18 protein-coding genes are annotated in these 21348 nt (G+C 36.6%); 15 read left to right on the top strand and 3 right to left on the bottom strand.

The features are described from left to right. Window positions 1-8: 8 nt before the first annotated feature. The gene (locus tag I2F89_RS11070; protein ID WP_074801409.1) at window positions 9-386 is read left to right on the top strand and encodes a hypothetical protein; all 378 of its coding nucleotides are present in this window, start codon (window positions 9-11) and stop codon (window positions 384-386) included. A 431-nt stretch (window positions 387-817) separates the two neighbouring features. Here the strand turns inward: I2F89_RS11070 and I2F89_RS11065 are convergent, their stop codons facing one another. Next, window positions 818-2320 (bottom strand): UDP-N-acetylmuramoyl-L-alanyl-D-glutamate--L-lysine ligase, encoded by a 1503-nt coding sequence (locus I2F89_RS11065; protein ID WP_195514329.1) that lies wholly within the window; start codon window positions 2318-2320, stop codon window positions 818-820. Between the two features lie 316 nt (window positions 2321-2636). Here I2F89_RS11065 and I2F89_RS11060 point away from each other — a divergent pair, with 316 nt between their 5' ends. The 14 genes from I2F89_RS11060 (at window position 2637) to I2F89_RS15525 (ending at window position 17700) form a co-directional block, all read left to right on the top strand. Beyond that, window positions 2637-3341 carry a hypothetical protein gene (locus I2F89_RS11060; protein ID WP_142433551.1) on the top strand — a complete coding sequence of 235 codons (705 nt, stop codon included), beginning with the start codon at window positions 2637-2639 and terminating at the stop codon, window positions 3339-3341. 122 nt (window positions 3342-3463) lie between these two features. Beyond that, the gene (locus I2F89_RS11055) at window positions 3464-4069 is read left to right on the top strand and encodes a hypothetical protein (RefSeq protein WP_142433552.1); all 606 of its coding nucleotides are present in this window, start codon (window positions 3464-3466) and stop codon (window positions 4067-4069) included. Window positions 4070-4194: 125 nt separating this feature from the next. After that, window positions 4195-4662 (top strand): hypothetical protein, encoded by a 468-nt coding sequence (locus I2F89_RS11050; RefSeq protein ID WP_142433553.1) that lies wholly within the window; start codon window positions 4195-4197, stop codon window positions 4660-4662. 151 nt (window positions 4663-4813) lie between these two features. Beyond that, on the top strand, window positions 4814-6463 hold the full coding sequence (locus I2F89_RS11045; protein ID WP_195514328.1) for a putative polysaccharide biosynthesis protein: 1650 nt from the start codon (window positions 4814-4816) through the stop codon (window positions 6461-6463). A 31-nt stretch (window positions 6464-6494) separates the two neighbouring features. Next, the gene (locus tag I2F89_RS11040) at window positions 6495-7214 is read left to right on the top strand and encodes a pseudouridine synthase (protein ID WP_071867535.1); all 720 of its coding nucleotides are present in this window, start codon (window positions 6495-6497) and stop codon (window positions 7212-7214) included. Between the two features lie 462 nt (window positions 7215-7676). Further along, entirely contained in the window at window positions 7677-8369 is a 693-nt protein-coding gene (locus I2F89_RS11035; protein WP_081367455.1) for a cell division ATP-binding protein FtsE, read from the top strand. 1138 nt (window positions 8370-9507) lie between these two features. Beyond that, window positions 9508-10455 carry an ABC transporter permease gene (locus I2F89_RS11030; RefSeq protein WP_034689760.1) on the top strand — a complete coding sequence of 316 codons (948 nt, stop codon included), beginning with the start codon at window positions 9508-9510 and terminating at the stop codon, window positions 10453-10455. Between the two features lie 11 nt (window positions 10456-10466). Continuing rightward, a complete protein-coding gene (locus I2F89_RS11025; RefSeq protein WP_019723328.1) occupies window positions 10467-11387 on the top strand; it encodes a carbohydrate ABC transporter permease in 921 nt (306 codons plus the stop codon). Between the two features lie 25 nt (window positions 11388-11412). Further along, a complete protein-coding gene (locus I2F89_RS11020; RefSeq protein ID WP_071867538.1) occupies window positions 11413-12873 on the top strand; it encodes an ABC transporter substrate-binding protein in 1461 nt (486 codons plus the stop codon). 236 nt (window positions 12874-13109) lie between these two features. Beyond that, a complete protein-coding gene (locus I2F89_RS11015; protein WP_065095929.1) occupies window positions 13110-13724 on the top strand; it encodes a YesL family protein in 615 nt (204 codons plus the stop codon). Continuing rightward, window positions 13717-15462: a sensor histidine kinase gene (locus I2F89_RS11010; RefSeq protein ID WP_195514327.1), complete on the top strand. Its 1746-nt coding sequence runs from the start codon at window positions 13717-13719 to the stop codon at window positions 15460-15462. Before I2F89_RS11015 ends, I2F89_RS11010 begins: the two co-directional genes overlap by 8 nt. Continuing rightward, entirely contained in the window at window positions 15452-16906 is a 1455-nt protein-coding gene (locus I2F89_RS11005; protein WP_071867540.1) for a response regulator transcription factor, read from the top strand. The genes I2F89_RS11010 and I2F89_RS11005 overlap by 11 nt, the downstream gene beginning before the upstream one ends. A gap of 209 nt (window positions 16907-17115) precedes the next feature. Beyond that, complete coding sequence (locus tag I2F89_RS11000; RefSeq protein WP_074801379.1) at window positions 17116-17217, top strand: putative holin-like toxin; 102 nt, start codon at window positions 17116-17118, stop codon at window positions 17215-17217. A gap of 408 nt (window positions 17218-17625) precedes the next feature. After that, window positions 17626-17700, top strand: a complete 75-nt coding sequence (locus I2F89_RS15525) for a putative holin-like toxin (protein ID WP_229054132.1) — start codon at window positions 17626-17628, stop codon at window positions 17698-17700. 280 nt (window positions 17701-17980) lie between these two features. Here the strand turns inward: I2F89_RS15525 and I2F89_RS10995 are convergent, their stop codons facing one another. Beyond that, window positions 17981-20152, bottom strand: coding sequence for a GH92 family glycosyl hydrolase (locus I2F89_RS10995; protein WP_195514326.1), 2172 nt, complete (start codon window positions 20150-20152; stop codon window positions 17981-17983). Beyond that, window positions 20133-21200: a GntR family transcriptional regulator gene (locus I2F89_RS10990; protein ID WP_074801368.1), complete on the bottom strand. Its 1068-nt coding sequence runs from the start codon at window positions 21198-21200 to the stop codon at window positions 20133-20135. Before I2F89_RS10990 ends, I2F89_RS10995 begins: the two co-directional genes overlap by 20 nt. Window positions 21201-21348: the final 148 nt, after the last annotated feature.

The raw sequence follows: 21348 nt of genomic DNA, 5'->3' as shown, positions 1-21348 counted from the left end.
TGAGAAAAGTGACACTGAAAGGATCTCCTAGTCTGACAGAACTAAACTCATCGGCATATGCCATTGATCACTACAATAAAGAGCTATATGAATGGATCGTTAGTAAAGTGTTGGAAAAAATTAAAACTGTAGAAGAGTTGCAAGGATTTGAGAAAGTGTGGCCTAGCTTATTAGCAGAAGAACATAAGTATCGACCGCATTGGAAAAGATACTGGCAGTGTATGCAATGGGACCCTAAAAATCGCTTGTTGAATAGATTCAAAAAAGTGGTGATTGAAAGACGATTATTCGTGGAAAAGGGCGCACTTTACTATCGCAACAAGTATAAAAAGAAAAAATATTTAATAAGCCTATCGAAAGAGAGTGTAAAAACAGCATTGAAATAGCCATCCACTATTCTAATCTTAGGATATATGTTGTACTAGACAAACCGAATATGCACAATATCTCTGAGAAAAATTGTTATGGACATTACGAAAGTGATTATACGTGTAAAGAACTGCGCTATATTTTTCGCTAGTAGGTTGCATTAAAAGAAATAGTCGTTTTTTTAGAATAAAAAATCGTTAAAGCACGACCTAATACAGTGCTTCGAAATGACCATCTCTCAATAACTTGAAAGCAAAGATTCATAAAAAAATGATTGAAAGGTGAGAAATCTAAAGAAAAAATCATTCACTTACTCTTACTTCAAAAAATACAGAGATAACCATATAAAAAAGCCAACTCATCATAAAAAAGGAAAGCTCATGATGAGTTGGCTTTTTAGTTGGTGTTAGCTGTCTAAATTAGAAAATCTGGTTCTTCTATAAAGCAATCATTGTTCGATCAAGCGTTTTGCTATGTCATAGTCACCTTCATAAGGTTCATCTACGCCACCAACTTTTTGATACGCATCCACGCCTTTACCAGCAATCACAACAGAGTCTTCTGGATGGCTTTCTGCTAATGCTAGTTGGATCGCAGTGGGACGGTCCATTTCATAATGAACAGCAAGCGCTGTATTGGTGATTGCTGCGTGGATTTCTTCTGCAATTTTTTGTGGATCTTCAAAAGCAGGATCATCTGCAGTCAAGAAAACGATATCGGCTGTTTCTGACAAGACTTCTCCAAAGTCTTTTCTGCGGGAAATCGCTTTGTTTCCTGGACTTCCTAGAACGACGATCACACGACCATTGGGATGTTCACTTTTAGCAAATGCTAAAAGTGTTTTTAAACTTAAATAGTTATGGGCATAATCAACGTAAACATGGGCGCCGTTCTTATGGGTCAACTGATCCATGCGTCCCGGTACTCTAGCTTCTCTTAGGCCTTGTTGGGCATCGGTGATCGAGGCACCGACTAAAGTCGCCGCAATGATTGCGCTAGCTGCATTTTCTTGATTGAAGCCACCAGCTAATTTGATCTCATACTCCGCTTCAACAGGTAAATCAGAACCATGTGTGATTAATTGAAACGCCTGTGTTTGATTTTCTAAACTTTTCACTTGAACGTCTGTTGTATCTGCTCGTCCGTAAGTGATTGCAGGAATACCGTGGACTTGACCTGTTTCCACTAATAAATCAAAGTAATCACTCTCACGGTTTAAAATCACTTTTTTTGAATTTAAGATCAACTGTCGTTTGCAATAAAAGTAATCATCAAACGTAGGATGTTCGATCGGACTGATATGATCTGGAGAGATATTTAAGAAAATCCCAACATCTAAAGTTAGTCCATAAACACGTTGCGTCTTGTAGGCTTGAGAAGAAACCTCCATGACAAGATGGGTCATACCGTTTTCTATTGCTTCAGCCATCATGCGATACAAGTCAAGTGACTCTGGGGTCGTTAAATTCGATTTGAAAAAAGACTTACCGTCTAATGTGGTATTCATTGTTGAAAACAAGGCAGTTTTATAGTTAGTCGTATGATCTAAAATGGCTTTTGTAAAGTATGCAGCGGTGGTTTTACCTTTAGTCCCAGTAAATCCGATGACTAGCATCTTGTTTTGTGGATAATCATAAAAAGCCATGGAAAGAATCGCCATTGCTTTGCGAATATCGGTCACGATTATGCCACATGCTTCATTCTCATAAGGTTCTTCGGCGACGTAGTAATTAAGCCCTTGAGCAATTGCGACAGTTAAATATTCTTCTTTAAAATTTAATCCTTTACAAAAAAATAATGTCTCAGCGTCGACCTGACGTGAGTCATAACTTAATTTCTTGAATACTCTATTTTCTGGAGCATAAAGATGCCACCCCTGTGGTGATACAAATTCTTTTAACAGATTTTCTTTTAACAATAAGTTGCGGATATCTTCTAAGGAGAAGCTCATTGAATCATCCCTCACTTTGTATTTATTTGGTTTATTATAGCATATTTTTTGTTACGTATTTTCAGGAACAGGTGATTTAAGTAAAAATGAAAGAAGATAGAATATGGAAAGTGGACAGGAACAAATGATTGGATACGAGAGAAACGGGCAGATTTCCATAATAAAAAATTGGTATTCCATCAGGAAATAGTGCACAAAAAAACAACGAATGTAGCAAAGAAGTGTTCCATCGCTGATATCCAACAGCAGATCAAGCGAGATACGGAAATCTTACTAAGGAATCACTGATTGAAATAAAAAGAGAGAAGGTCTAAAAATGAATTCTGAAAAAATAAGCGGATTTAATGAGCAGTTATCAAAGAGAAATACTGTATCTAAAGAGAAACGAGAGCAATCTGAACGGAGCAGAGAGGTTGAATCTTTACATTCAAAAAATCATCTAGAGGATAGTTCAATGTATAGTATAGAATCTGACTCAATCTACTATAGTCTAGACGATAGCTATAGTTCACAAGATCATTTGATACCTAGGGAACAAGCCAAACAAGCGAGTCAAGACAGTGGGAAACAACTGGGAATGATGACCAGGGTGTGGAGAAATCTACTAGATTCTAAATTTTTAAATAGCGTAGCCTTAAATAAGGCGAAGGAAGAGTTCGGTGGAGGCAGAATCACGCAACATTCAGAAGAACGAACAAAAAAAACAGTCAACAGTGTTCCATCTTTAGGGAGAACCTCTCTACAGCTTAAATCAAAACGACGAAGAATTTTGTCATACATAGTTGAAAAAATCCAAAAAATAGGCAGGAGAACAAAGAGAAAAGAACCTAGAACAGTTGGGAATTGTTCGTTACCAAAGCCAAAAACGATCCAAAAAAATGAGAAGCAGTCCACTAAGATAATAAGGGATAGTCCAAGCTACTTGCCGCATAAACTTCGTTCGGCGAATGAAGCTGCCAAAACGGCAAATAACTTATTTTCAAAAAAAGAAAAGGCTGTGGTTTCTAAAGAACGAGGGTAAATCGTTTGGTCTCAGCTTTAACGTTTTAGTAGAAAAAATGGTAAAAGGACAGAAACAAACTAGGTCTGTCTGATAGTATCTGCAAGGCGAGTCTTAAATAAAAAAGAAAGAAGGAATAGAAAATGATTGATGAAGAAATACGTGAATTTGGGGAAAAGTTATTTAACAAAAAGGATCTATCGAAAGAGGAGAAGCTTTTAGCCTTTAAATATATAGTTTCACATTATAATATACCAGAAGATGATGTAATAGCCAGACTAGAAAACAACTTTGTACGCAAAGAAGACTCATTTAATGAGGCGATAGATCAACCTCATCGTGAACAAAGATTCAGACCCCTAAAGCAAATCGGTCGAGCAATTCAGTTACTGTGGAGAAGAGCATGGGGAATGATAAGAGGCGATCGAAAGTCCGATAGAATTGCTTTAGAAAAGGCGAAGAAGGCGCAAGTTGTCACTAAAAGCAACAACGAACAACAATCGAAAGCAGGAATCAGTCGAAGCGACTTGACCACAAGCAGAACAAAACACGCAAACAAATTTGATGATGTAAAGGCTACAGAAGATTCGCCGCAGAGTCCACAAATGTCCAAAAAAACCATTGAGGCTGTGAAAGAGAGTCCGATATACTTCACACGTAAAATTCGTTCGGCGAATGAATTTGCACAGGCAGTAAACACCGCATTAACTAAAAAGGTAAATCATCCGATTTCCAAAGAACGAAGATAAACGTTTGGTCGGAGCGTGCAAGTCTAAGTAAAACAAAACGTTAAAAGGATGGTAAAGAGAATAATCTATCTTGTTTCAATCTAAAAATTGTTATTTAAATAAAAAATGGAAGAAGGAATAGGACAATGAATCCAGAAATCACTATGAATTCGATCATCCCATGTATCAACAAGTATAGGCGACAACGTGCAAAATATGATGTATATGAATTAATTAAATTAATACAAGAAGTAGAAACTAACCCTAAACTGCAAGAATTGTTAACTAAAGAAGGAGGTCCGACTAAAGGGGAAGCAGCGTTAGACTATGTGTTAAATAAGATAGATCGTAAATTTGCAGAAGAACTGATTCCTAGCAAACGTTCATCTAAAAAGACTGTACCTACAAGCAAAATGTTTCCTATAAAATCAACGAATGATGGAAAGACAAGAGACGCTCTAGTTACCTCTGATCAAAATAGTAGAAAATTATATACTAAATTCGAAATAGAAGGTTTTAATAGAAAATGTGATTATGCAAAAAAAAATGCAACTGTTGTAAATAGCAACTTAGAAAAAAATGAAAAAGCGATGATTTCGAAAGAACGAAGATAGAGAACCAGTTCATCCTGTGAGTGAAATAAAACAGTGATTACGTAACAACTACAACCGCTACAAAATAAAAAAAGCCGATAAAAAGATTGCTACTTTGTGGATTTACACTTAAAATATGAGTAATGTTTTGAAGAAAGTTGGAATCTGATCAATGACTAATCAAAGAAAAACAGCAGTAGAAAATTTGACAGTTCAAGAGAAAATGGCTAGAGGTTCTGCTTGGATGACTGCAAGTAATATGATCTCTCGATTACTTGGTGCGGTCTATATTATTCCTTGGTATGCTTGGATGGGTGAAAATGCAAAGGCTGCCAATGGATTATTCAATATGGGGTACAATATTTATGCGTTATTCTTAATGATTTCAACTGCAGGGATTCCAGCTGCCATTGCGAAACAAACCGCACGTTACAATTCATTGAATGAATACGGGACGTCTCACCGGTTGTTTCTAAGAGCAATGCAAATGATGGCTGTTTTAGGAGTGTTTTTTGCAGGATTTATGTATTTTGCCTCGCCTTGGTTAGCTCGTGCCTCTGGTGGTGGGGAAGAATTGATTCCAATCATGCGCTCATTAAGTGCAGCACTACTAGTGTTTCCTTGTATGAGTGTTATTCGAGGATACTTCCAAGGAAATCAGGAAATGATGCCTTATGCACTTTCGCAAATCGTTGAGCAGATTGCACGCGTTTTTTATCTGTTGCTTTCTACATTCATCATCATGAAAGTCCTGTCAGGTGACTACGTAACTGCGGTGACTCAATCGACTTTTGCAGCATTTATTGGGATGATCGTCAGCTTGGCTGTCTTATTATATTTTTTGAAGAAACATCAAGCGTATACAGCAGCTCGTGTGCAGTACAGTGAAAACCAAGTGACCATTGCCACGAAAGAATTATTGTTGGATACGATCAAAGAAGCGATTCCTTTTATCATCGTAGGATCGGGGATCACGATTTTTAAATTAGTCGATCAATTTACATTTATTAAAATCATGGCGGATACCACTGAGTATTCCAATGCCCAATTATTGGATCTTTTTTCAATTTTCAGTGCGAATCCTGACAAGTTGACAATGGTCGTCATTGCTTTAGCGACGTCGATTGCTGCGACAGGCTTACCTTTGATCACGGAAGCGGTAACGATCAAGGATCGTCGTGGACTAGCAAAATTAACAAGCAGTAATTTACAGTTGTTTTCCTTTATTATGTTTCCTGCAGCGTGTGGAGTGATGCTCTTGGCATACCCTTTGAATACTTTATTTTATACACCAGATCAACTAGGAAGCCAAGTATTGATCCAAGCAAGTTTTGTCGGTCTTTTTCTAGGACTTTATATGCTTGTATCGAATATGCTCCAAGGGATGTTTGAAAATAAAGCGGCGATCCAATACTTACTGGTTGGGTTTCTCGTAAAATTAGTCTTGCAGTATCCAGCAATCCGTATTTTTGAAGTGTATGGACCATTGCTCGCAACGATGATTGGATTTATCATTTCTTGTTCGTTGATACTAAAGAAAATCCATCAAGTGGCTCGCTTCAATCGGAAATTTGTATGGCGCCGCACCTTATTGATTTTTATTCTTACTCTGTTGATGCTCCTTGCAGCTGGGCTGACGAAAATGATTTTTGGGATGTTCTTGAACCAAGACAGTAAGTTCCAATCACTAATATTAATTGTTTTAGTCGCTGGAGTGGGTGGTTTGGTTTATACGTATCTGGCACTTAAGCTTCGTCTCGCAGATAAGTTATTAGGTCGTCAAGGGATGATTCGCTTACGCCGACGTTTGCGCATCAAATAAGACAGGCATTGCTTGAAAAGGGGACAATCACATGCGTTTAGATAAATTTTTAGCTGACATCGGTCTTGGCAGCCGCAAAGAAGTCAAAGGGCTAATCAAAAATGGCTTGATCACAGTCAATGGAAACTGTATTAAAAGTGATAAATATCAAGTGAAAGAAACCGAAGACACGGTGATGTATCTAGATGAATCCTTACATTATCAAAAAGATTTTTATTATATCTTGAATAAACCTGCCGGCGTAGTTTCAGCAACTCAAGATAATCATGATCAAACCGTCATCGACTTACTTTCTGATGAAGATTTTCGGGAAGATCTATTTCCAGTCGGTCGGTTAGATAAAGATACAGAAGGATTGTTGATCCTGACCAATGATGGACAGTTTTCACATCAATTACTCTCTCCTAAAAAACACGTAGAAAAAGAATACTTGGCAGAGGTCAAAGGTGTGATGACGAAAGCAGATGTGTCAGCCTTTGCAGAAGGGTTACTCATTGATGGAGAGGAACAGACCCTGCCTGCAAAACTGTTCATTGACTCAGTCGATGAAAAAACAAACACTTCTCGTATCCGCTTGATCTTACATGAAGGCAAATTCCATCAAGTGAAACGGATGGTAAAAGCCGTTGGAAAAGAAGTCACTTACTTGAAACGGATACGTATGGGGAATTTTCTTCTGCCAGAAGATTTAATTCTAGGAGAGTATCGCCAAATGACACCAGATGAATTGGCACAAGTAAGAAGTAAATAGAGCCTGAAACACAGCTTATAGGATTGGGGTATACTACTCAATCCTATAAGCTTTTTGTTTAGGGCTGACAAAGAAGTGTATAGTGGAAAGTCTAAACACAAGAAGGAACTAAAAAGTAATTTCCATATACGATTATGATGTTAAATCAACCAATTATGACGGATAAAACAAAATAATAAATATATAATGTATTATACTCAGTGTATAAATCATTTGAATTTTTTATTAACTAAAAATATTAATTATGTAATTTGCTCAAATAATATTTTAGGAAATATTATGCTCTATTATATTTCTATTTTCCCAAAATGGGAGGTACATAACGAATGAAAAAAAGCTGTTTTAAAAGTTTATTTAGTTTATAACCAGGAATAATAATTTATTTATGTGAGATGGTAGTTCAGAGAAAATATCTATAGGTAGGTTCTATGTCAATATTTCAAAACAAGGCAGAGGGGAAGTATGAAAAAGAATAATTTCATCTTGATGGATAATCTTGGAGTGGAACATAAAAACAATAAAGTATTAAAAAATATAAATATGCAAATTGAACATGGAGAATTTGTATTTTTGATAGGAGAAAGTGGCTCGGGAAAAACCACTTTAATTGAGTTGATTCAAGGGAGACGAATGTATAATACGGGTAGCTTGAAAATCAAGGATAAAGAATTATGTCAATATAACTATATCGAATTACAAAATTTAAGGGAAATGATGGGGGTGGTTTTTCAAGACACAAGATTGATTGAAGAGTGGACAGTATTTGAAAATATAGCTTATAAATTGGAATATTTAGGTTATCCATTCTCATTGATACAGTCGAAAGTTGAGGAAGTTACAGCAGATCTAAAAATAGATCAATGTATAAAAAATTTACCTAGAAATTTATCTGGTGGTGAAAGACAACGTGTGAATATTGCCAGAGCAATCGTTGCGAATCCCCAAATTATTATTGCTGATGAACCGACAGCTAATTTAGATAAGGCAAATGCAAAAATAGTATTTGAGTTATTGAAAAAAAAGAATAAAATAGGCTCTACGATTATTATGTCTACTCACGATCCTAACTTTATAAAAGAATCTGAATTTAGAATCATTAAGTTAACTAAAGGAGAGAAGGTATATGATCAATGTGGGTCCAACTATTTTATCTAACCTATATCTTGTTAGGAGAAGTATTAAAAGCACATACAAAGTAGGAATTAGATATGTTGTTTCGATTACTATTATTGGAATCCTATTTTTTGAGTGTGTCTTTTTGCAATTGTATTTACAAAGGTTTATTCAAATCATGGAACAAGAAATAATGAGTAGCAATTTAAAGTCGGCACAACTAAGTTTAGATGGAAATCAGTTTTTAATTATGCAAATTTCTTTTGGAAGGGATATTTTATCCTTTTTAATAGTGATAATTAGCATATATATATTATTTGACTTTAGAAATAAAATTTTACTAATCAAGGTAATTGATAGAACAGATGTTGAAACAAAAATATATTTGGGAATCCAACCTAAATATGTATTGAGAGAATTATTACTAAAAATTTTTTTTATCTACATAATTGGATTAAGTCTTAGCTATATCATTTGTATCTTTCTAAATATGAAACTATTTTCTTTATTCAATTCTATTTTGCCTTATGATTTACAAGGACATCATAGAAACTCGATTTTCTTTTCAATGGTTTTTTTTATGTTAATACTCTCTATAGTGTTAGTATTCTACACTATTATAATAGAATTTATTAGTATTCAGAGATTTAAGAGAACCTTTTCACTGTATTAGTACTAATACAGTGAAAAGGTTTCATAAATATTATTGTTTTTTTTGTACATGTGTAATCAGTTTTATTACGGAGTTCTTTTTTTCACATTCTCACCAAATAAAAGTATAGATTTATAAAAATATGCGTATGTAGAGCAAATAAACTGACTTAATTATTATCCAACCACAGTCATACATTATTATGTAAGCATCCAACAGCAAAGTACATAAAAGTTTTTCTAACTGCATTTAAACTAAAAATAGATAGAGCAATAGAAACAAAACCTACTTATAGGATTCAGGAACGCATTCCTAAATCCTGTAAGTTTTTTTGTTTATTTATTGAAATCATGATAGATGGCAACCTAAAACAGCTATTTTTCGTTTTTCTATCTCACACCTCAGATCAAAATGATTCTTTTACAATCTTCTCTATAATTTGTTTCATTTTCCCTATGATTTGTTCATTTATTATATCATTTGAAAGCGCTATAATGACAGTGCGAATGAGGTGAAAGGAGTTTTTATATGAGAAAAAGGAAGGGGTTAAAAGGTTTTTTTGGGAATTTATGGCGCTATAAGGCGCTTGTTTTGATGGCGATCCCTGGGATGATCTGGATGATTTTTTTCTTTTACATCCCGGTATTAGCAAATGTCGTTGCGTTTAAAAATTTCCATATTTCTGCGGATGGCTTTCTTGCCAGTTTAAGAGAGAGCCCATGGGTTGGATTGGAGAATTTCAAATTTTTATTTTCTTCTGATCAAGCCTTTCTGATTACCAAAAATACGATTTTATATAATGTGACATTTATTTTACTGAATCTTTTGATATCTGTCGTGTTTGCAATCATTATGAGTGAATTGCGAAATAAACGATTGGTAAAAGTATACCAGACCATGTCATTGCTGCCCTATTTCCTTTCTTGGGTCATCATTAGTTACTTTGTCTATGCGTTTTTAAGTCCAGATAAAGGGATCTTTAATCAATGGCTGGCAGCAAGTGGGAGAGAAACAATCAATTGGTATAATGATCCTAAATATTGGCCGTTTATTTTAGTCTTTATTGGAACATGGAAAGGGATCGGCTATAACAGTATCATCTATTTTGCTTCAGTTATGGGAATCGATCCGACGTATTACGAGGCAGCGATGGTGGATGGCGCAAGCAAGTGGCAACAAATCAAACATGTGACGATTCCACAATTGATCCCTCTGATGACGATCTTGACGATATTAGCAGTTGGAAATATTTTCCGAGCGGACTTTGGTTTGTTCTACAATATCCCAAGAAATTCCGGAGCGCTTTATGAAGTGACACAAGTTTTAGATACTTATATCTATAATGGGCTGACATCCACTGGCGACTTTGGTATGACGGCCGCAGCTGGGCTGTATCAATCGGTCGTCGGCTTTGTTTTATTAATGATCACCAATACGATTGCTCGTCGTTTTGACAGCGAATCGGCATTGTTCTAAGGAGGAGAAAAATGAATAAAAAGAAAGTTCAACGAGTAGAGATTCGCTCGTTTAGTCAAACCACCAACTTTTTCTCCAATATTTTGATTGCACTTTTTGCTTTTTCTTGTGTATTACCATTTATTTTTGTAATTGCGATCTCTTTTACAGATGAATCCATTTTGTCCACGCAAGGGTATAGTTTCTGGCCTAAAACACTTAGTACATTTGGATATACTTTTTTGTTTGACCAGATGCAAAACAAAATTTTTCAGGCTCTTTTCGTCACTGTTCTTGTGACAGTAGTAGGAACGTTGATCAATAGTACAGCAACTTCTTTATATGCTTATGCTATTTCTCGATCCAACTTTCCATTTCGTCGTTTCTTTACAGTCTTTTGTTTGATTACGATGTTGTTCTCACCAGGGATGGTTGCGAACTACTTAGTGATGACGAATTTATTACAACTGAAAGATACGATTTGGGCATTGATTTTACCGATGGCGGTCAGTCCGTTCAATATTATCGTGATGCGAACATTCTTTAAACGTTCGGTGTCTGATTCGATCATTGAATCTGCTAGGATAGATGGGGCGAGTGAACTTCGGATTTTTGTACAAATCGTCTTACCTTTAGCGATTCCAGGAATTGCGACAATTAGTTTATTTGCAGCTTTAGGTTATTGGAATGACTGGTTCAATGCGTTGCTGTATATCCAAAACGATAATCTCGTACCATTGCAATATTTATTGATGAAGATTCAAAGCAATATCCAATATCTTACTCAAAATGCTGGAGCAGGTAGTCAGTTAGCCGGCGGTCTTGCTTCTGTTCCTGGAGAGTCTGCTCGTATGGCAATCGTTGTTATCTCAACATTACCGATTGCGATCAGCTATCCATTTTTCCAAAAACATTTTGTTAAAGGGTTAACGATTGGCGGCGTCAAAGAATAAAGCACTAAAATAGGAGGAAAAAGATATGAAGTTATGGAAAAAATTAGCTTTTACAGGATTCTCAGCACTAACAGCAATCAGTTTAGCAGCTTGTGGGGGCGGTTCAGGTGACAAAGACGATGCAGCGGCCAGTGATACGACGACATTACAAATGTACCAGATCGGTGACAAACCAGATAACCTTGACCAGCTGCTGGAAGTCGCGAATAAACGTATTGAAGAAAAAATTGGTGTAAAAGTCAATATCAATTACATTGGTTGGGGTGACTATGAGAAGAAGATGAACGTTATCATCTCATCTGGTGAAAATTACGATATTGCTTTTGCCAACAACTACGTATCAAATGCACAAAAAGGCGCATTTGCAGATTTGACTGAATTAGCTCCTGAGTATGGAAAAGAAGCGTATGATTCTTTGGATGAAGCATATATCAAAGGTAATCTGGTCAATGGGAAATTATATGCGTTCCCAGTAAACGGCAATGTCTTTGCACAACAAGTGTTGACCTTCAATAAGCCACTATTAGATAAATACAATTTATCGATTGATGGTATTGAAACGTATGCAGATGCAGAAAAAGTTTTACAAGAGTTCCATAAAAAAGAACCGAATACAGCGGCTTTTGCCATTGGTCAAGGATTTAAAGTACAAGGTGATTTTGATTATCCACTAGGAAATACTTTGCCATTTGCGGTTGATTTGAATGGTGACAAAACAAAAATTATCAACCAATATGACAACGAAAATTACATTGAACTGTTACGGACGATGCATAGTTGGTATGATCAAGGATTGATCCCTAGTGATGCAGCGACTAGTAACAAAGATTATCCGTTAGAAGGTAATACATGGTTGATGCGTGGAGAAACACAAGGACCATACGATTACGGCGATACGATTTTAACAAATGCTGCAAATCAAGAATTAGTGTCTAAACCGATCACGGTTCCGTTGAAATCAACAGGACAAGCACAAATGGCAAATTTTGTTGTCTCTAATACGTCAAAAAACAAAGAGAAATCAGTAGAGTTCTTAGCGTTATTGAATAGCGATCCTGAATTACTTAACGGCTTGGTTTGGGGGATTGAAGGAGAAGCATGGGAAAAAGTTGGCGATGACAAAGTGAAATTATTAGACGGATATCAGCCAAAAACTCACATGTCTGCTTGGAATACCGGTAATAATAAAATTCTTTACACACAAGATACGATTACCGATGAAATGATTGCTAAAAGAGATCAATCGATTGCAGAAGCTGAAACTTCTCCAATCTTAGGCTTCAGCTTTAATACAGACAGTGTAAAAACTGAATTGAGTAATATCTCAAATGTCATGAATCAATACCTTGATGGGTTGAACACTGGAACTGTCGATCCAGATGAAACCTTACCAAAACTAATGGATGCCTTAGATAAAGCTGGATACGACAAAGTACTGACAGAAATGCAAAAACAATATGATACATTCCGACAAGAAAACGATTAATCCATACTGAGGTTGTGACGGAAGTGTCTAGCTCCGATAAATAAGGCGGAATCCACGGAAATTGCTCTTGAATTTTTGTGGATTTCGTCTTATTTCCGAAGGAGTTACTTCTAGCTGATGACCGAAGATGTGCTTCTTGAACACCATTTATTTGGTTTTAGATATTCCAATATGCTCAAGGTTACAGTATGTTTTTGTATAATAGGATATGATGAAGAATAAAGGGGGAAAGTCCTGTGTTAGGTAGAGCATTGGAAACAGTATTCATACGCGTATGGGTCATCATGAAATTGACATTGTATTTTTGGGGCTTAGCTGTGTGTGGCGGCGTCGTTTTAGGAATCGGGCCAGCTTGGAAAGTTGTCAATGAACAGTTTTATCTCCATGGCTTCGAATATAAAGACATCACGATCAGCGAAAGTTGGCAGATGTTCAAACAGTCCTTCGTGCGAGGAAATCAATTGTTTGGTCTTTTTTCGGCTTGTCTTTTTTTGCTTAGTTATAACTTGTATTTATCTGTTCAGATTCAAGGGATTCTTTTCTTAGTGATTGATTTTATTATACTGTTTAGCATGTTGTACGCTTATGCGACGTATCAATATAGTATGATCTTAGATAGTGGCTATCAAATGACTTTAAGAAATCTGCTGAAGTTGAGTTTGATTTCCAGTTTCGCAAGTTTTTCAACTTTCTTAAAAATCATCCTTGGCAGTGGTCTGATTCTTTGGGTGACGTGGAATTATAAAGGGTTGATTTTATTTGGTTTGATTGGGTTACTTACAGTTTGGAACGGAACGATCACCAAACAATGGCGGGAAAATCTGGACTTGCAGTTGGAAACATATGAATAGGTTAGATTTTATCTTTTCAAAAGGAACGTTGTTAAACCGTTTATTGCGTAAATATGCCATCATGATGATTGCTTTGACGATGATTGCAACGATCATCATCAGCGTGCATACATTCATCCAAAGACAAATCCAAGCACAACAAGTAGTGAATGAAGCAGTTCAAAGTACGTTGCGAACGCTTAGTGATAAAACAACGTTAAGTAAAGTGATCAAAGATCAATTTGTAGGGGATTCAGATAAAATCGAGAATACCACCACTTATTTAACTAAACCGATCGATCAATATTTGATGTATGCGTACGACCGACAACGACAATCTGCTGATTTTCTTTCATTCCCTAACGTAGTTCGTGATATGTATGTCAATTATGAAGAGGTAAGTAGTGTGTACCTTGTGTTCAACCAATTACCAGAATATTTTGAGTCCACTAGAGAGAACAAAGGCGGGATAGTCAAGCAGGGAACGCCACAATTAAAACAGGCTTTTTATATCAAAATGACGATTACACAAGGTGGCGCAGAAATTGGCAGTATGTTTGTAGGGTTTGATAAAGATGAACTTGATGCAGCGCTGACGAATTTAAATACGTTTAATGGATTATCTCTTTACATGATTTCCGGAACGAGTAATCGGTTGTATACATTTCATGATCGAGCACTGGGCAAAGAACGAATCTTTAAGCAGGAAAAGTTGATCAATCAGACCCTACAAGCGGATTCTACATTACCAGTGGAGAAATTAGAAAAATCGAATTTTATCCAATCGCAAGAGGTGTCCGACGATTATCGTATTTTAGCCACATTAGATAAGCGTACGGTTCGCCAAGTAACAGAAAAAAGCTTAGCACCGTTAATTATTGGCGTCATTTTATTGGATGGTTTATTGCTTTTATTTTTATACAAGACGTTCAAACGTTATTCTCAACAAATCGATCGTGTCATGGAAGCCATGGATGAAGTGGCTAGAGGGAATTTAGATACTCGTGTGGATACTAGTATCACTGAATACGAGCTAAAAGACCTATCAGTCGGAATCAATGAGATGCTAGGCAGTATCAATCAATATGTGGAAGATATCTACAAATTAGAAATCAAACAACAAGATGCGCACATGCGTGCATTACAAGCACAAATCAATCCGCATTTTCTATACAATACATTGGAATATATTCGAATGTATGCCATCAGTGAAGGTAGTGAAGAACTAGCAGATGTTGTCTATGCTTTCTCTGCATTATTACGTAATAACACCAACCAGGAAAAGACGATTCATTTAAAAGAAGAATTGGATTTTTGTGAGAAGTATGTGTACCTCTATCAAATGCGTTATCCTAGCCGTATCGCCTATCATTTCACGATCGAATCATCATTGGAAGAGATTGAAGTACCTAAATTTATCATCCAACCATTAGTAGAAAATTATTTTAAACATGGCGTTGATTTTACTCGTTTTGATAACGCATTGAGTGTAAAAGTATTTGAAGAAAATGGACTTGTTCATCTTTTGATCCGTGATAATGGCAAAGGAATCACAGAAGAGCGACTAGCTGAAATCAGCGCACAGTTGGCGCAAAGTAAAGTAAAACTCAGTGGATCGATCGGCTTACAAAATGTCAATGAACGGTTACGTGCTAGTTTTGGACCGAGTTATCAGATGACCCTAGCTAGAAATGCAACTGGTGGATTAACGATCCATATTACTTTTAAAATAAAAAGGGGAGCTGCTGATGTCTTATAATGTACTACTAGTTGATGATGAATATATGATCTTGGCTGGCTTACAAAAAATCATCAATTGGCAAAATTTAGGATTTAACGTTGTTGCTACTGCAGAAAATGCTATGCAGGGACTATCGATTTTAGAGACGCAGCCAATTGATCTAGTCGTCACAGATGTAACGATGCCTGAGATGAATGGATTAGAATTTATTGAAGCTGCTCAAAAAGAACATCTTTTTGAATTTATGATCTTATCGGGCTATCAAGAATTTGATTATCTAAAAAGCGGGATGCGGTTAGGCGCTGTTAATTATTTGATGAAACCTGTCAATAAAGCAGAACTGATTACTAGTCTTGAAACCGTCAAGAAACGCTTGGATCATCGAAGACAACAAAAAAACCAACAAGAAGTGTACCAAGAAATTCTGTTTAGCCAATGGTTGAATGATGAATTGGATGAACCTAGTGAAGAAGAACTATTAGAAAAACTAGGCAAGCGTCAGCGACGTGTCTTACTTGCACAAGTACCTAGACAGGCTGAAACGACAATCAGTCAGTGGCTAACAAAAAGAAAAGAACCTTTTTATTACCAACGGAATTATGGAGAACTTGTTTTATTTGTTTTGTTGCTTCAGGAAGAGGCAGTAGAGCGGTTTAGCTATTTTGTCGAACAGTCGCTGATGTGTGAGAATTGGCTGATCAGTATTGGGGATGAATCTTGTGATCCGGAAACGATACCGCAAAGCTTCCAGCATGCTAAAGATAATTTACAACTACATCAATTCTATGGGGATCGAAATCAACGTATTTTTTATGCCGAACAAGCAGGAATCAAACAATCAATTGATTTTGTATCATTTAGTCGTGTGTTGAAAAGTGGTCAGTTAGCGGTCGCGCAACAAATGATCTCTGACTTTTTTGAGCAATTCCAACAGGCGGTCATGTCGCCTGAAGACATCCGTCATTTCAGTTTTTTATTATTTATGGATATCCATCGTGAGCTGATCCGTTTAGAAGATGATGAATATTTAACAGGCATCCAAAAAATCAATCAAGCAAAATCTGTCCAAGAGTTGCATCAACTCCTATTATCTTTATTGGAAAATCAGCATAATCAAAAATATAGTCAAAATGTCGAAAAAGTTCTTCAAATCTTACATGAGAAATATAAAGAACCGTTAACCTTGAAAGAAGTCGCAGAACATTTGCATCTGAATGTCATGTATCTAGGACAACTGTTTAAAAAAGAAACTAAAAAAAGCTTCTCTGCGTACTTGAATCACTTAAGAATGGAACAAGCAAAATGGTTGCTGATCCATAGTAATCAAAATATCAATGAGATCTCTAATGAAATCGGCTATAATAATACGACCTATTTTTCAAAATTATTCAAAAAAATCGTCGGACAGTCGCCTTCAGAATACCGAGAAAATCAAGGTCAAACAGAAGGAAGTTTCATCTAAATAAAAAACAGAGATCGTGAGATTTAATATCTCGTTATCTCTTTTTTTATATGATTGAATTAGTAAAAACAATCATATAAAAAAACAAAAAATATAAAATATGTGATGGGTTCTATGTTAAAATGGACGATGTAGATTGTTTATGATGGTAGCTACTCAGGGGGTGATGCTTATGAGCACTTTCCCACTTCAACGAGGGGAGTAGCCTTTTGTCTATTGCGGAAGCACTGGCGTTGATGATCCAGTTCGGATCGTTGATGCTTGCGCTTGTTGGCATTATGCTGACAATAAGCAAAAAAGATAAAAAATAAACCCGTCATAAACTTTTAGCAGAAGTTGACGGGTTTACTACGTAAAATTTTGCTACCACAAAACGGCTACATTGAAGCGATGTTCACGCATCGCTTCTTTTCTTTAGTATAGCATCTTAGCGAGTCATTTGTAAATAAAGAGTCATGGGTAAAAAAACATTTGAGTAAGGAAATAAAAAAACATAGTGTGTGCGAATGCTGTTCTCTTATACTCTTTTTTTATATGATTGAATAAGTAAAAACAATCATATAAAAAAACAAAAAATGAAAATATGTGAAAGGCAATATGGTAAAATAAACCATGTAGATTGTTTATGATGGTAGCTACTCAGGGGGTGATGCCTATGAGCATTTTCCTACTTCAACGAAGGGAGTAGCCTTTTGTCTGTTGCGTAAGCACTGGCATTGATGATCCAGTTCGGATCGTTGATGCTTGCGCTTGTTGGCATTATGCTGACAATAAGCAAAAGCGATAAAAAATAAACCCGTCATAAACTTTTAGCGAAGTTGACGGGTTTATTTTAGCTCAAAACATGCTACCACAAAACGGCTACATTGAAGCGATGTTCACGCATCGCTTCTTTTCTTTAGTATAGCATCTCAACGAGTCATCTGTAAACAACGAGTCATGAGTGAAATCAATCATTCAATAAAGTCCTAATGAAGTCGCACATTCTCTAAAATTAGTGCTGAAGAGGATGGCAAATGGAATTAACTACAGAGTAAGCACTGGGGTAGAAGCTTCCTTAACCACGCTTCTTTTCTAGCTGAACCACTGATATGATTCTTGGCGACTTAAAGAATAAGGCAAGCTATCCTCTGAATAAGTTTTTGTATGAGGAACAATGCCTAAATGGTAGTTGATCGTGCCACCGTTTAGTAAATCTTTATGAGTAAAATATAGCTTTTCATAAGTGTAGCCATCTCGACTTACATGGTGAATAAACTGTTGTTGGGGCTGATTAGGCGTAGCATGGATAGTCAATTGATTGCCGTTTGAAAGTGTTAAGATCACTTGATCAAACAGTGGGATACCAATGACATACTCACCGGTTCCAGGTGTAACTGGGTAAAAACCTAAACTGTTAAAGATATACCAAGCGGCCATACTGCCATTATCCTCGTCGCCAGGATAGCCAGTAGGTGATGCATCGAAAAGTTGCGTAAGCAACTGTTTGATCAAAGGTTGTGCCATTTCGGGTTTCCCAAGGTAATGGAAAAGATAAGGGTAGTGAAAACTTGGTTGATTAGAGATGGCTAATTGTCCAAATTCAGTTGCTGCCATCTCACTCATTTCATGGATTTCAAACCCATAACCACCGACTTCAAACTTAGGCGGTTGATTACATAATTCAACTAATTTGTTCTCAAAAGCTTGTTTTCCACCATGCGCTTCGATCAGTCCTGCAAAGTCATGGAAAACAGCAAAACTACTTTGCCATGCACTTCCTTCTGCGTAATCTGTGCCCCAAGAGATAGAGGAGAAATCAGGACGGAATTGTCCTGAGCAGTCTTTTGAACGCATAAAACCAGTTGTTGTATCAAAAACATTGCGATAGTTCATGGATTGTTGCCGATAGTGATGAGTTGTTTCAACATCAGCTAGTGTTTGAGCAACTTGACTGATACAAAAATCACTGTAGGCATAATCAAGTGTGTGATTGATCGATTCATGGTAATGGTTTGGCACGTAGCCATACTTCAAATAATCGATTGTCCCTTGGCGACCATAATTTTGTTGATCACTTTGAACTGTCGCCCCTTTTTTCATGGCTTCTAAAAATTCCGGCATATTCTGACTGCCGATACCTTTGATGGCAGCATCAGCGATCACTGCATCGATCAATGTTCCAGGCATGAGACCTCGTTCATCTGGAGAAAGCCATTTAGGTAAGAAGCCAGTTTCTCGATAACTGTTTAAAAAACCTTCCAACATCTCTTCATATTTTTCGACTGCAATCAATGAAAAGAGTGGGTAAACCGTTTTGTACGTATCCCAAAAACCATTATTTGTATAAAGAATCCCATTTTTTACTGTACAACTAGTGGTATCATAATGGATTTTTTTTCCTTCTGGATCAATTTCGTAAAAGGTTTGTGGGAATAGGAATGTCCGATATAAATTGTGATAGAACGTTTGCGTTTGTTTTTGATCATGATGGTTGATTTTGATTCGATCAAAGTAGTTTTGCCATTGCTCCCGACTGTCTAAAAGATAGTCTTTTTCTTGTTTTTCTTGCTCTTGTTCCAAATTGTGGTGAGCTTGCTCATTACTGATGAATGACGTTCCTAGCCGAATCGTCTGTTGCTTGATATGACCAAAATTAAGAGCTACAGTGTCTGCTTTTTCGCTAGAATACTCGAGTTCACTACTTGTCAGAGGCTGATCGAGACTCAAAACAAAATAAAAAGTGAAATTCGGATCTTCTGCACCCGCAAAATGAGTGACTTGGCCTTCTAGTGTGTAGGCATCTTTTGCAGTAAGACGGAAACGGCCAGGAAAAGTTAGTAATAAACCGCTATCATTTTGTTGGTAAGTGATGGAAAGGATGCCGCCATACATACTAGGGATTAATGTCGATTGAATACCGTAACGCAATTGGTCAATGGAAAGGTGGGTGGGACAAAAAGTACATTCTTCTGGGCGATACGAACTTTGGGCATGGAACACCGTGGGTTCTTGTAATACTCCACTGAACGGAGTCATCAAAAAGTGGCTGAAATCCCCCATCCAAGGACTAGGTTGATGAGTCAAACGATAGCCTTGGAAAATCCGGTCATCGGGGTGAAACCACCAACTACCTCTTTGTTCATTTGTCTGTGGGGCAAAATAGTTCATACCAAAAGGAACGCCTGTATAAGGCAGGCAATTCCCATTAGAAAAGTTGGCTTGATTCGCAGTGCCATGACGTGTATCAATTTGTTGAATGTCCATGTGTATACTCCTTTGTCGATTGTCGTTGGATCAAAGTAACAGGATGTTTGATGTCAGCCGGTTTTTCTTTTGTTTGTAACCACTGGATCATCGCTTTGCCCGCAAGTTCGCCTAATTGGAGAAAATCTTGGGCAATCGTTGTTAAAGGCGGATCAACCAAAGCAGCAGCTTGGATATCATCGAACCCAATGACGGAAAAATCATTGGGAATGGTGTAACCCAATTGTTTTAACGTAGTCATTGCTTGAATTGCCACTAAGTCATTCTCACAAACAAACGCTGTAACGCCATGTGTATGAATATAGTTAGCTAATTCATTAGTGGTCGCCATTGGATCATTTAATGCAGTATGGAACGATAACTCTGCTTTATTCAGTGCTTCAAGATAACCGAGATAGCGTTGTCTCACGGATTGTGGATGGGATAAATCGCCAAAAAGATAAGCAATTTTTTTGTGACCTTGTTCAATCAGCTGATTAGTTCCTAAAGAACCACCTTGAAAGTTATCCGATAAGACAGTTGGAAAAGGTAACTCATATATTTTTTTATCTAGCATGAGCACTGGAAAGTCTTTTAAGGAAAGCTCAAAAAGCAAGTCAAGATGTTGATCTGTTTCAAAAGCATAATAAATCAAGCCATCAAATTCTTGCATCAGATCATTGGCTGTCTTTGTTTCTAAAAAATCTAAAGTCGTCATCATGACCTCGAATTGATGTTCTTGCATGATTGGATTCAAGCCCTGAGTAAAGTCACCCACGGATAAATCAGACAAGTAAGGCAAAAGAAATAAGATTCTTTTTTGAGTAGAGAGACTACGTGAAGGAACACCTTTTTTGGGAGCTTTAACAAAACTTCCTTTTCCGCGTACACGATAAATCAATCCTAGTTGTTCTAATTCTGTCAATGCCCGTTTGGATGTGATCCGACTAACATTGTATTGTTGGGATAGTTCTTTTTCAGTGGGAACTTGACTGTCGACAGGTAAAGTTCCATCATGTATTGCTTTTTCTAGCGCTAAAAATATTGTTTTATATAATGGTTGCTCCATAATTACACCTCTTAATGATATATCATAACTAAATCATAGCATAATAATTGAAAAAGTAAATAGAAAAAAGTTTATTGAAAGCGTAGACATTTATAGTATAAGCAGGTATAATCCATAATGACATATCAAATAAAAGGGAGTTTATATA

Origin of the sequence: Enterococcus sp. 1001283B150225_161107_E12, assembly GCF_015556925.1 — a bacterium.
Lineage (GTDB): Bacteria > Bacillota > Bacilli > Lactobacillales > Enterococcaceae > Enterococcus_B > Enterococcus_B mundtii.
This window is presented reverse-complemented; position numbering and strand designations above follow the sequence as displayed.